The 12,009-nt window shown below is 68.9% G+C and carries 13 protein-coding genes; 7 read left to right on the forward strand and 6 right to left on the reverse strand.

Annotated features, from left to right (window positions below; all coding sequences use genetic code 11):
* Window positions 1-67: 67 nt before the first annotated feature.
* Entirely contained in the window at window positions 68-631 is a 564-nt protein-coding gene (locus tag WB508_RS10775) for a dihydrofolate reductase family protein (protein ID WP_423844886.1), read from the forward strand.
* 24 nt (window positions 632-655) lie between these two features.
* Complete coding sequence (locus WB508_RS10780; protein ID WP_423844887.1) at window positions 656-1,582, forward strand: NAD(P)H-dependent flavin oxidoreductase; 927 nt, start codon at window positions 656-658, stop codon at window positions 1,580-1,582.
* 6 nt (window positions 1,583-1,588) lie between these two features.
* Here WB508_RS10780 and WB508_RS10785 read toward each other — a convergent pair whose 3' ends face one another.
* Genes WB508_RS10785 through WB508_RS10805 form a run of 5 tightly spaced genes read right to left on the reverse strand, consistent with a single transcriptional unit; the run spans window position 1,589 to window position 5,303 of the window.
* A complete protein-coding gene (locus WB508_RS10785) occupies window positions 1,589-2,353 on the reverse strand; it encodes an alpha/beta hydrolase family protein (protein WP_423844888.1) in 765 nt (254 codons plus the stop codon).
* Window positions 2,354-2,386: 33 nt separating this feature from the next.
* Entirely contained in the window at window positions 2,387-3,238 is an 852-nt protein-coding gene (locus WB508_RS10790) for a hypothetical protein (RefSeq protein ID WP_423844889.1), read from the reverse strand.
* Window positions 3,238-4,008 (reverse strand): SCO1664 family protein, encoded by a 771-nt coding sequence (locus WB508_RS10795; RefSeq protein ID WP_423844890.1) that lies wholly within the window; start codon window positions 4,006-4,008, stop codon window positions 3,238-3,240. The genes WB508_RS10790 and WB508_RS10795 overlap by 1 nt, the downstream gene beginning before the upstream one ends.
* Window positions 4,005-4,568, reverse strand: coding sequence for a DUF3090 domain-containing protein (locus WB508_RS10800; RefSeq protein ID WP_423844891.1), 564 nt, complete (start codon window positions 4,566-4,568; stop codon window positions 4,005-4,007). The genes WB508_RS10795 and WB508_RS10800 overlap by 4 nt, the downstream gene beginning before the upstream one ends.
* Before the next feature lie 9 nt (window positions 4,569-4,577).
* Entirely contained in the window at window positions 4,578-5,303 is a 726-nt protein-coding gene (locus WB508_RS10805) for a histidine phosphatase family protein (RefSeq protein WP_423844892.1), read from the reverse strand.
* Window positions 5,304-5,397: 94 nt separating this feature from the next.
* Between WB508_RS10805 and WB508_RS10810 the strand changes: the two genes are divergently transcribed.
* The 5 genes from WB508_RS10810 to WB508_RS10830 all read left to right on the forward strand — a co-directional run bounded on the left by WB508_RS10810 (window position 5,398) and on the right by WB508_RS10830 (window position 11,091).
* Window positions 5,398-5,829 (forward strand): Fur family transcriptional regulator, encoded by a 432-nt coding sequence (locus WB508_RS10810; protein WP_423844893.1) that lies wholly within the window; start codon window positions 5,398-5,400, stop codon window positions 5,827-5,829.
* A gap of 22 nt (window positions 5,830-5,851) precedes the next feature.
* Complete coding sequence (gene katG, locus WB508_RS10815) at window positions 5,852-8,086, forward strand: catalase/peroxidase HPI (protein ID WP_423844894.1); 2,235 nt, start codon at window positions 5,852-5,854, stop codon at window positions 8,084-8,086.
* A gap of 68 nt (window positions 8,087-8,154) precedes the next feature.
* Window positions 8,155-8,763 (forward strand): class I SAM-dependent methyltransferase, encoded by a 609-nt coding sequence (locus WB508_RS10820; RefSeq protein ID WP_423844895.1) that lies wholly within the window; start codon window positions 8,155-8,157, stop codon window positions 8,761-8,763.
* On the forward strand, window positions 8,760-10,178 hold the full coding sequence (locus WB508_RS10825; protein WP_423844896.1) for a dihydrolipoyl dehydrogenase family protein: 1,419 nt from the start codon (window positions 8,760-8,762) through the stop codon (window positions 10,176-10,178). Before WB508_RS10820 ends, WB508_RS10825 begins: the two co-directional genes overlap by 4 nt.
* A gap of 61 nt (window positions 10,179-10,239) precedes the next feature.
* Window positions 10,240-11,091, forward strand: coding sequence for an SGNH/GDSL hydrolase family protein (locus tag WB508_RS10830; protein ID WP_423844897.1), 852 nt, complete (start codon window positions 10,240-10,242; stop codon window positions 11,089-11,091).
* Window positions 11,092-11,094: 3 nt separating this feature from the next.
* Here the strand turns inward: WB508_RS10830 and WB508_RS10835 are convergent.
* Window positions 11,095-12,009 (reverse strand): YeiH family protein (locus WB508_RS10835; RefSeq protein WP_423844898.1); only part of this gene is annotated, 915 nt, incomplete at its 5' end.

Consider the following 12,009-nt stretch of genomic DNA (forward strand, 5'->3'; position numbering starts at 1 on the left):
GTGGGGAACATCGAGGAGCGGTGGACCTCACGTGCGTGGACCGACGCTGTCTTGGCACCATGTCCGGATGCGCCCACTGATCATCACTGAGTTCATGTCCCTCGATGGAGTGATGGAGGCGCCCGGCGGCGGCGACCATCGCAGCGCCGGGTGGACCTTTCAAGACATCGAGTTCATGCCCGAGGCTTACGAGCTCAAGGGCCGCGAGCAGGATGAGGCCGGTGCCATGCTGATGGGCCGGATCTCGTACGAGGAGTTCGCACCCGTCTGGCCGACCATGACCGAGGAATTTGCGGGTTACAACGCGATGCCGCGCTACGTGGTGTCCACATCCCTGGAGGCCGATGACTCTCGTTGGCCCGCCACGCTGCTGCGGTCTCTGGACGACGTCGCCGCACTCAAGCAGAGCGAGGGTGGGCCCATCATCGTGCACGGCAGCGCCACCCTGGCCCAGGGTCTGGCGGCGGCAGGACTCGTCGATCGCTATCACTTGCTGGTCTTCCCGGTTCTGCTCGGTGCGGGCAAGCGGCTGTTCGCTACGGCCGATCAACCCAAGCAGAAGCTCGCCGTCGTGGAACAGGAGACGTACGCCAACGGCATCGTCAAGCAGGTCCTCGACGTCCTCAGCTGATCGTGGTGGCACGATGGCGGTGACGTGAGCCAGCGACCGGATCTTCCCGCGGCCTGGGCGCTTGATGTCCCGGTCCTCAACGCTCCGATGGGCGGTGTGGCCGGTGGGCGGCTCGCGGCAGCGGTGAGCGCGGCCGGTGGTCTCGGCATGATCGGAAACGGCAGCTCCAGTACGGCCGAGGCGTTGCAGGTGCAGCTGGCACTGCTGGGCGACATGGATCGGTTCGGCATCGGTCTCATCGACTGGGTGCTCCGGAAGGAGCCCATGCTGTGGCGCGCAGCACTGGACGCCAGCCCGGTGGCCCTCTCGGTCAGCTTCGGCACTGACTTCGGTTGGGTCTCGGAGGCACGATCGGTCGGCGCAGTCACGATCACGCAGGTCTTCGACGTCGACGGTGCTTGCCGTGCGCAGGACGCCGGAGTTGATGTCGTGGTGGCACGGGGACTGGAAGGTGGTGGACACGGGGAACCGCATCGAACACGGACGCAGCTGCTGCCAGATGTCATCGCCGCGGTCGACAAGCCGGTCCTGGCCGCCGGCGGCATCAGCACGGCCAACGACGTCCGTGCCGCGCTGCGTGCCGGGGCGGCGGGCGTCTGGATCGGCACGGCCTTCGCCGCCTGCCCCGAGGCGTTGACGACGGCGGGCCAGCGCGCCACGATGATCGCGGCCAGCGGAACCGACACCGTGCTGACACGAGCCGTGGACACGGCGCTCGGGTACCCGTGGTCGCCGCAGCACCCGAGTCGCGTCATTGCCAATGAGTTCTCTCGGCGATGGACCGGACGAGAAGAGGCGCTCGCGGCGGATGCATCAGCGCGTGCGGAGCTGCGCGAGGCGATGGCAGCCGATGACACGCGCGTGGTTCCGGTCGACGCTGGCATGGGGGTGGGCGCCATCGAGGCGGCACGGCCGGCCGCAGAGGTCGTGGATGCGCTGATGCGGTCCTGACACGCGTCAGGGGGTGGGCAAGTACCGGCCCGCCCACGCTGCGATGACGGTGGCCGCGTAGGTGGCGTCGGCAGCGTCGGTCAGCAGGTGATCAGCGTCGTCGAGTGACACGAAGCTCTTGGGGTGCCGGGTCGCGTCATAGATGCGTTCGGCGTTGTCGATCCCGACGAGCTCGTCGACGGGCGAGTGCATGATCAGCGTGGCACCGCGGAACTGAGCCGACCGCGCAGCCGGCTCATGGCGGGTCAGGTCGTCCACGAAGTCGCGACCGACCGTGATCTGACGGCCGCCGATCGTGACAACCGCCGAGCCGTCGCGCTGGATCGCGTCGAGGTCGCCCTCGAGCAGGTGCATGACGTGGGCCGGGTCGGCAGGTGCGCCGATGGTCGCGACGGCCCGCACGCTCGGCAGGTCCGGAGCCACGCTCAGCACGGCCGCCCCGCCGAGCGAATGGCCGACGAGCAGCGTGGGTGGGGCCACCGTCTCGGTCAGATGAGCCGCAGCTGCGCGCAGATCGCCGACGTTGGCGGTGAACGTCGAGCGGGCGAAGTCGCCCTCGCTGCGGCCCAGTCCGGCGAAATCGAATGACAGCACCGCGAAGCCCTCGTCGGTGAGCGCCTGAATGAGCTGGCGCTCGACCCGCAAGTCCTTGGAGCAGGTGAAGCAGTGCGCGAAGATCGCGGCGCCGACCGTCTCGCCGTCTGGTAGCTCGAGGCGAGCGGCCAGGTCATGACCGCGGTCGTTGGGGAACGTGCACGTCGTGGCGGTCATGGCTCGAGCATGTCAGGCCCGTCCCGGGTCAGATCATGACGCATCTGCTCCGGGCTCCTCGTGGGGCGGAGACGCTTCGTATCCCTCCCGGAAGGTGGGAAAGGTGGGCGTCCAGCCGGTCGACCGCAGGAGCGCATTGGACAGGCGCTTGCCGGTGCCGAGCCCCGGGTCGGCTGGGGTGGTCGCCGCCACTTCGAGACGCTGTGCCAGGAAGGCCATCAGGTGGCCCATCTGCGCTGGGTGGTCGTCGGTGCCGACGTACAGCGGGCCGGGCTGATCGTGCATCGTCAGCAGGTGCACCACGGCCGCTGCAGCGTCGTCGCGGTGGATGCGGTTGGTCCACCGGTGGGGATCGCCCACGTCGCCTGATGTCAGCCGATCGGACAGCCGGGTGCTGTCGCCGTCGTACAGACCGGAGAAGCGGAGCACGGTTCCATGCGGTATCCGTTCTGTGAACAGCTCTTCAGCGGCCAGCAGCATGCGGCCCGGCCCATCGGCCGGGTCGGCCAGCACCAGCTCGTCGACCAGGAGGTCCGGTGGCGCGTCGCCGAAGACCGCCGTCGAGGACACCAGCACAGCGCGGGAGGGACGCTGGCCTGCAGCGTCGAGCGCATCAAGTGCGCGGGCCATGCCGTCGACGTACGTGGCTCGGTACGCCTCCTTGCTGCGCGGCCGAGCGGTGAGCGCCACCACCAGCAGGCCCAGGTCGAGCGGCGGGAGGCAGGGTACCTCGGCGGTCAGGTCGGCTGAGATGCCCTGCAGTGGAGGGGGAATGATGTCGGCGTGCCGCCGGATGGCCGCGACTCGATGACCTTGGGCCGCCAGCCGCAGTCCGATGTCGGATCCGAGCCGTCCGCAGCCGACCAACAAGGTGTCGGGGGTCATCAGAACGGAGGCCAGGGGACGGCAGGCATCTCACCGCTGGGCGCAGGGAAGTGCGGATGGCTCAGCAGGTGGTCGCAGCGAGCCGCGAGGGCGGAGACCTCGTCGGCCGTGAGCAGCTCGGCGAGGAGGTCGCCGAGGTCGACGGCCAGGCCCGACCGCACGCGTTCGACCCCGGCGACCTCCTCGTCGGTGAGGGGCTCCGCCGTCCAGCCCCACAGGACGGTGCGCAGCTTGTGATCGATGTGGAAGGTGAGTCCATGATCGATGCCGTACCGGTGGCCCGACGTCATGGCGAGCACGTGTCCACCTTTGCGGTCGGCGTTGTTGACCACGATGTCGAACACTGCCATGCGGCGCAGCTCGGGGGAGTCTTCGTGCACCAGAGACACGCGGCGGTCCTGGGCGTCGAGACCGTCGAACACGTGGCGCCAGCCTTCGCCGACCGCGCCGGACATCACCAGGTCGACAGGATTCTGGTCGGGATCGGGCTCGCACCACATCTGCAGCATGCCGGGACCGTGCGGGCCTTCGCCGAGCCACGTGTGCGGCACGATGTTCCACCCCAGCACCTGCGACACGGCGTGGGCGGCGACCTCCCGCTGAGCCAGGCGTCCGTCGGGGAAGTCCCACAGGGGTCGCTCGCCGGCCGTCGGCTTGTACACGACAGCTTGCCCGCCGATCGTCCCGACGAACGTGGCGTTGGAGGCTGGCATGATCCGACCCGTCAGCTCCAGCTCGCCGCTGAGGTCGCCGGCGAGATCGTGAGTCACTGGAAGCCGTCGGGCAGCGTGCAGACGTGGTCCTCCGGTGAGTCCATCGGCAGACGGCACAGTGAGCACACCGGGCGGCCGGATTCGATGACCTCCCGCGTGCGCTTGGCGAAGGCGCGGGCTGTGCCTACCGGGATGCGCACCTGCAGCACCTCTTCAGGCTCCAGCTCGACCGGGTCCGACGCCTCAAGCGCCTCGACGTCGGCGTCGGAGACCGGGTAGGCCTCGATGACGATCTGCGCCGTGGACGGGTCCCATCCCAGGCTCATGGCGCCGGCACGAAACTGCTCGAGCACGGGTTCGTCGAGCGGGTCGTGGTCAATCAGACCGTCGGGCGCGAGTGCGGGGATGCTGAACGGGTTGCCGTCCTCGGACATGAGCTGGTCGAGGATCTCCTCGATCTTCTCGGCCAGCACTGCCGACTGTTCCTTCTCCAGCGCAACGCTGACGACCTCGGCGCCGGAGCGCGCTTGCAGGAAGAACGTTCGGTCTCCGGGTTCGCCGACGGTGTCGATCACGAACCGGTCCGGCCAGTCGAAGCCATGCACGAGGGGTGGCATGGGTCCAGTTTAGGAGCGACCCGAAGCCTGTGCCGCATGGGTGCTGACCGCATCGGGTCCAGCCCCCCCACCCACCGAAGCGTCATCGGTGCTCGGAGTCACGCTGAGCCAGGCCAGATCTCCGGCGTGAGTGTTCGACGCCAGCACGGTGGGCCGATGGGTGCCGTACCGGATGATCGAGATGGACGCGGGGTCCACGTGCAGACGCTGGAACAGGTCCAGATGCATGCCGAGCGCGTCGGCGAGGATCGCCTTGATGATGTCGCCGTGGCTGACGGCAGCCCACACGGCGTGGTCTCCGTGTGTGGTTTCGAGCTCGGCGTCGTGGCGGCGGACCGCTGCTACCGCGCGGGCTTGCATGGTGGCCAGGGACTCACCACCGGGGAATGTGGCGGCCGACGGTTGGGACTGGACGACGTTCCACAGGTCCTCCTGGCCGAGTTCGGTCAAGGTGCCGCCCTGCCAATCTCCGTAATCACACTCCGTGATGCCCTTCTCGATCACCAGGTCCGTTGGTTCGGACTGCTGCTCGACGATGGCTCGCGACGTCTGGCGGCAGCGCTCCAGCGGACTGGAGACGACGGCAGCGAGCGGCACGACGGCCAGCCGCTCGCCGGTGCGGCGGACCTGCTCGCGCCCGGTTTCGTCCAGCTTGACGCCCGGGGTCCGACCCGCCAGCACCCCGCTGGCATTGGCGGTGGTGCGGCCATGTCGGACGAGGATCATGGTGGGCATGACGAGCAGCCTAGGGGACTGCGGCGGCGCATGGTCGGCGCGATGAGACCGATCGCTTCTTGACTCATTCAAGAAAGTGGGGGAGGGTCGAGCCATGTCGGCACCGGTGGACCTCGCGCAGCAGTTGCGCTCGGCCGACCTGCGCGTCACTCGTCCTCGGATCGCGGTGCTCGACGCGGTGCGGCAGCACCCCCATTCGGACACCGAGTCGATCATCTCGGTCGTGCGCCAACATCAGGGCGACGTCTCCCACCAGGCGGTCTACGATGTGCTTCGCGCTCTGACCGGCGCCGGGCTGCTGCGTCGGATTCAGCCGTCAGGGTCGGTGGCCCGCTACGAGACGCGGGTCGGCGACAATCATCACCACGCGGTGTGTCGGACCTGTGGCTCGATCGCCGACGTCGACTGCGCCACCGATGCCACCCCGTGCCTGACCACCACCGACGATCACGGCTTCTCGATCGACGAGGCCGAGGTCATCTACTGGGGCACCTGCCCCTCCTGCACCACGCACGTCATTCACTGAACTGCCCACGGAAGGAAGCACCATGGCCGAGCACGACGCCAAAGTCGGAGACATGAATGCCGAGGAGAACGAGGGCCGATGCCCCGTCGCCACGCCGGCGCACCCGACGGAAGGTCACAGCAACCGCGAGTGGTGGCCCAACCAGCTCAACTTGAAGATTCTGCGCAAGCACCCCGCCGAGGCCAACCCGATGGGGACCGATTTCGACTACGCCGAGGCCTTCGCGACCCTGGACCTTGACGCCGTCAAGAGCGACATCGCCGACATGCTCGTCACGTCACAGGACTGGTGGCCGGCCGATTACGGACACTACGGACCATTCATGATCCGCATGGCCTGGCACAGCGCCGGTACGTACCGCGTGCGCGACGGCCGCGGCGGCGCAGGAGCGGGCATGCAACGCTTCGCCCCCCTGAACAGCTGGCCAGACAACGGCAACCTCGACAAGGCCCGTCGCTTGATGTGGCCGATCAAGAAGAAGTACGGCGCCAAGCTCTCATGGGCCGATCTCATGGTGCTCACCGGCAACGTGGCGCTGGAGTCCATGGGCTTCGAGACCTTCGGTTTCGCCGGCGGTCGCGTCGACGTGTGGGAGCCCGACGAGGACGTCTACTGGGGTCCGGAGAACGAGTGGCTCGGCGGCGAGGACGGCGGCAAGCAGCGATACTCCGGGGACCGTGACCTGGAGAACCCGCTGGCTGCGGTCCAGATGGGTCTCATCTACGTCAACCCCGAGGGCCCAGAGGGCGTCCCGGACCCGTTGGCCTCGGCCCGCGACATCCGTGAGACCTTCGGCCGGATGGCCATGAACGACGAGGAGACCGTGGCGTTGATCGCCGGCGGGCACACCTTTGGCAAGACCCACGGCGCCGCTGATCCCGAGGAGTACGTCGGAGCGGAGCCGGAGGGCGCCGGACTGGCCGATCAGGGCTTCGGCTGGATCAGCACCTACGAGTCGGGCAAGGGCGAGCACGCCATCACCAGCGGGCTGGAGGTCACCTGGACCACCCAGCCCACGCGGTGGACCAATGACTACTTCGACCACCTCTTCGGGTATGAGTGGGAACTGACCAAGAGCCCAGCGGGCGCCCACCAGTGGCAGCCCCAGGACGGAGCGGGTGCCGGCACGGTGCCCGGGCCGGCCGAGGGTTCGGCCGCCCGTCCGCCGACGATGCTCACCAGCGATCTGGCGCTGCGCGTCGACCCGATCTACGAGCCCATCTCGCGACGGTTCCACGAGAACCCGGCCGAGTTTGCCGACGCGTTCGCCCGTGCTTGGTTCAAGCTGACGCACCGCGACATGGGACCGATCCAGCGCTACCTCGGTCCCGAGGTCCCCGCCGAGGAGCTGCTCTGGCAGGACCCGGTGCCCGCGGCAACCGGCGAGGCGCTGACCGCTGAGGACGTCGCGACGCTCAAGTCGAAGGTGCTGGACTCCGGCCTGACCGTGGGGCAGCTGGTGTCGACGGCGTGGGCCGCGGCCAGCTCGTTCCGCGGCAGCGACAAGCGCGGCGGCGCCAACGGCGGTCGGTTGCGCCTGCAGCCGCAGAACGGCTGGGAGGTCAACCATCCCGACCAGCTCGCCGGCGTACTGCGCACGCTGGAGGGCGTGCAGGCTGAGTTCAACAGCGGCTCCGTGCAGGTGTCGATGGCCGACCTGATCGTGCTGGCCGGTTGCGCCGGTGTCGAGCAGGCGGCCAAGGACGCCGGTCACGATGTCACCGTGCCGTTCACGCCCGGTCGCACCGATGCGACCCAGGAGCAGACCGACGTGGAGTCGTTCTCGGCGCTCGAGCCTTCCGCCGACGGGTTCCGCAACTACGCAGGCAAGGGCAACCAGCTGCCGGCGGAGTACCTGTTGGTCGATCGGGCCAACCTGCTGACGCTGTCCGCACCCGAGATGACGGTGCTGGTCGGTGGCCTGCGCGTGCTCGGGGCCAACTACGACGGCTCCGACACCGGCGTCCTGACGTCGGCCCCCGGCACCCTGACGAACGACTTCTTCGTCAATCTGACCGCCATGGGCCAGCAGTGGACCGCGTCGGACGACACCGACACGATGTTCGAGTGTCGCGACCTGGCCACGGGCGACGTCCGGTGGACCGGCAGCCGTGCCGACCTCGTGTTCGGCTCGAACTCCGAGCTGCGGGCTCTGGCCGAGGTCTACGCCAGCGATGACGCCGGCGACAAGTTCGTCACCGACTTCATCGCCGCCTGGGACAAGGTCATGATGCTGGACCGGTACGACCTGGTCTGACCTGCCGATCCCGCTGGGCCCGACGTCGGGTTCAGCGGGATCTGTGCGTGTGGGGGGATGCTGGGGTCATGGTGAGTCGTTACGGCGTGGGAGCACGGTTCTACGACGTGCTGTCCTTCGAGCGGCCGGTGTACCGACCGGCGCGGTTACGGGCGATCGATCTGCTCGATCTGAGGCCGGGGGACACCGTGCTCGACCTCGGGTGCGGAACCGGCCTGAATCATCCTCTGCTGCGCGATCGCATCGGTCCGGCAGGCCGGATCATCGGAGTCGACGCCAGCGCGGCGATGCTGGCCCAGGCGCGTCGACGCCGTGCCGGTCCGGGCCGACTCGACCTGGTGCATGCAGACGCCGCAGACCTCCGCGACGCTGTCGGCGACCAACCCGTCCAGGTGGTGATCGCCACCTACGCCCTGTCGATCGTCGAGGACTGGCGATCGGCCTGGTCCCAGGCGATGGATCTGCTCGAGGCGGGCGGTCGAGCCGCGGTGGTCGATCTGGCGATGCCCACGGGTGCCGGTCGCCTGCTGTCTCCGGCCGCTGGGTTCGCCTGCTTCACTGGCGGTGTGGACCTGACGAGACGACCGTGGACCTTGGTGACCGATCACCTCGACCGACCGACTGTGGAGACGCGCCGATCCGGGCACATCGTGATCGCCGTCGGGACCGCCCCGTGAGTGCGCTGGACACCGCCGAGGACTGGCAGTCAGCCCGCTGGGCCTCTGATCCGCTCGACGCGGCCAAGGAGCCCTGGGATCTCGTGGTGATCGGCGGGGGCACCGCAGGCATCGTCGCGGCCAAGACCGCAGCGCGCGCTGGAGCCGATGTCGTGCTGATCGAGGCCGAACGACCGGGCGGCGACTGCCTCTGGACTGGGTGTGTTCCCAGCAAGACGCTGCTCTCGGCTGCGCATGACGTGGCTCATCGCGCTGCAGAAGGCGACGACGACCTGGACTTCGACGCCGTGATGGACCGGGTGCGTGCCGCGATCGCCGAGATCGCGCCGATCGACTCGCCCGACAGCCTCCGAGCCGCTGGCGTCACCGTGCTGCACGGCACGGCACGGTTCCTCAACTCTCGCGCCATCGACGTCGACGGTCGTCAGATCACCTTCCGCCGGGCGGTCATCGCCACCGGCTCGAGCCCGACGATCCCTCCGATCGACGCGCTCGCGGGCGCCACGGTCGTCACGTCGGACTCCGTGTGGGATCTACAGACCCTGCCGCGCCGGCTGCTGGTCGTCGGCGGTGGCGCCATCGGCTGTGAGCTCGGGCAGGCCTTCGCCCGTCTGGGCTCGACCGTGACGATCGCTGAGGCAGGTGAGCGACTGCTCCCCCACGAGGCACCCGACGCGGCGGCGGTGGTGGCGGCTGCGCTCGCCGCGGACGGCATCACGGTGCTCACCGGTGCCACGGTCGACGCCGACGTGGTGGCCGGCGCGGACGTCGTCCTCGTCGCCGCCGGTCGGGCGGCCCGAGTCGATTCGCTGGACCTGGCCGAGGCGGACGTCGACATCGCAGCGAGCGGTGACGTCGTCGTCGATGCCCGTCTGCGGACCACCAACAAACGCATCTGGGCTGCTGGCGACGTCACGGGCCATCCGCCGTTCACCCACCTGGCCGGCGTGCACGGATCGCTCGCGGCGACCAACGCCGTGCTCGGCCTGCGCCGCACGGTCGACCTGTCCGCCGTGCCGCGCGTGCTGTACACGCAGCCCGAGGTCGCGGCCGTGGGCGTGGACCGTGCCAGCGACGACGACGGTCACGAGCGCGTGATCCAGCACGCCGAGGTCGACCGCGCCGTGGCAGAGGGTCAGGTCACCGGGTTCTCCCGACTGGTGCTGGGTCGCCGGGGCAAGGTCATCGGCGGCTGCATCGTGGGGCCACGGGCGGGGGAGTCGCTGGCCGAGGTCACCCTTGCGGTCCAGCACGGAATGACGGCGAGGGACATCGCTGCCACCATCCATCCGTACCCGACCTATGGCGACGGCGTGTGGAACGCGGCCCTCGCCCAGCTGCGCGAGGACCTCGAGAAGCCTTGGCTGCAACGAATCGCCGGGCTGCTGCTGCGGTGGCGTCGGCGCGGCGCCTGAGCATGCCAGCGCTGATGGCCTCGTGTCGTGACCCGGGCGCCCACCGCTCGTTGGTTGCTGCATGAAACGACTGATCTTCGCAGCGGTGCTCGCCCTCCTGACCAGCCTGGTCCTCGCCGCGCCATCGTCAGCCGCCAAGAAGCCCCTGCGCTACGTGGCGCTCGGCGATTCCTACAGCGCCGCCTCGGGGGTCGTCCCGCTCGACCTCACGGCGCCGCCGATGTGCCTGCGATCGACGCGAAACTATCCCCACGTTCTCGCCGCGAAGATCGGCGCCCAGCTGACCGACGTCACGTGTGGTGCGGCCGACACCAGCGACTTCTTCACCGAGCAGTACGACGGTGTCGCACCCCAGCTCGACGCGCTGAAGCGCGACACGCAGCTGGTCACCATGACGATCGGCGGCAACGACAGCGGAGTCTTCATCGGGGCCATCGTCAGCTGCGGAACCGCGAGCGCGGCCACGCTCGGTCAGGGCAGCCCCTGTAAGGACCAGTACGGCTCGTCGTTTCAGGACACCATCAACACCACGACCTACCCCTCCCTGGTCAAGACGCTGAAGGCGGTCAAGGCCAGGTCGCCCAAGGCCAAGGTCGCAATTCTCGGGTACCCGGAGATCGTGCCACCCACCACGGGTTGCTACCCCCAGCTGCCGCTCGCCACCGGCGACGTCCCGTACGTGCACGGCATCCAGAAGACCCTCAACTCCGCCGTGAAGCGGGCCGCCGCCAAGACCAAGGTCACCTTCGTCGACTTCGGCAAGATCTCGGTGGGTCACGATGCCTGCAAGGCGATCGGCACCCGGTGGATCGAGCCGGCGGTCTTCAGCACGAACGCCGTGATCGTCCACCCCAATGCCCTGGGTGAGGCGAAGATGGCCGAGCAGACCCAGAAGGTTCTCAAGCTGCGCTAGTCGTCACGACGTGGTGATGATCAGCAGCAACGACGTGCCGGCCGCGACCGCCGTCGAGATGACGGACAGGGCGACGGCCCGCGCTGGCACCGGCCACATGTCGGCAAGACGAATCGCGAGGCCGAGCCCGAACATGCCCGCGGCGAGCAGGAACGTGGTCGCGGCGCCAGTCACGTCCAGCACCGACAGGGGGAGCACACCGGCGGATCTGATCGCGACGGCTACCGCGAATCCCGTGACGAACCACGGAACCAGCGGCACCCGCACCTCCGTGGCCTGACCGTCCGGCGGGGGCGCGATCCGGGCGGCTCGGCGCTGGACCACGGCATACATCGGCGCGAGCAAGGCCACCCGACCGAGCTTGACCGTGGTGGCGATCGCCAACGCGCCGGGTCCGACGATCGCGGCGGCGGCCACCACCTGGGCCACCTCGTGGATGCTGGCGCCGGCCCACACCGCGGCCTGCTCCTCGCGCAATCCGATCAGGTCCGAAAGCCACGGGACGGCAACGATCATCAGGCTGCCGAACAGCGTGACCATCCCCACGGCGAGAGCCACGAACTTCTCCTTGGCGCACACAGCGTCCTGCACCGCGACGATGGCGGCGGCTCCGCAGATGCAGAAACCGGCGGCGAGCAGGGTCACGAAGCTGCGATCCAGACCGAGTCGGTCGCCGGCCGCGACGGTGGCGGCATACGTGACCAGGACGGTGGTGAGAACGATCACGATGCCGCTGATCCCGATGCCGGCGATGTCGCCGATCGGCAGCTGCAGACCAAGCATCACCACGCCGAGCCGCAGCAGCAGCTTGGTGGTCGACGCCTGATCGGTCAGCGCGTCAAGGCGACCGATGGCTGTATTCGCCGCCACGGCCCCCAGAACCAACGCGATCAACAGCGGCCCCGCCAGCGGCAGGAC

The organism is Aeromicrobium sp. (assembly GCF_049586495.1).
GTDB lineage: Bacteria > Actinomycetota > Actinomycetes > Propionibacteriales > Nocardioidaceae > Aeromicrobium.

Excerpts from the sequence above, each read along its gene's own strand:
- WB508_RS10785 (WP_423844888.1), bottom strand. The coding sequence starts at position 2,353 with ATGACCGCCACGACGTGCACGTTCCCCAACGACCGCGGTCATGACCTG.
- WB508_RS10805 (WP_423844892.1), bottom strand. The coding sequence starts at position 5,303 with ATGCCCACCATGATCCTCGTCCGACATGGCCGCACCACCGCCAATGCC.
- katG (WP_423844894.1), top strand. The coding sequence starts at position 5,852 with ATGGCCGAGCACGACGCCAAAGTCGGAGACATGAATGCCGAGGAGAAC.
- WB508_RS10775 (WP_423844886.1), top strand. The coding sequence starts at position 68 with ATGCGCCCACTGATCATCACTGAGTTCATGTCCCTCGATGGAGTGATG.
- WB508_RS10790 (WP_423844889.1), bottom strand. The coding sequence starts at position 3,238 with ATGACCCCCGACACCTTGTTGGTCGGCTGCGGACGGCTCGGATCCGAC.
- WB508_RS10820 (WP_423844895.1), top strand. The coding sequence starts at position 8,155 with ATGGTGAGTCGTTACGGCGTGGGAGCACGGTTCTACGACGTGCTGTCC.
- WB508_RS10800 (WP_423844891.1), bottom strand. The coding sequence starts at position 4,568 with ATGCCACCCCTCGTGCATGGCTTCGACTGGCCGGACCGGTTCGTGATC.
- WB508_RS10810 (WP_423844893.1), top strand. The coding sequence starts at position 5,398 with ATGTCGGCACCGGTGGACCTCGCGCAGCAGTTGCGCTCGGCCGACCTG.
- WB508_RS10830 (WP_423844897.1), top strand. The coding sequence starts at position 10,240 with ATGAAACGACTGATCTTCGCAGCGGTGCTCGCCCTCCTGACCAGCCTG.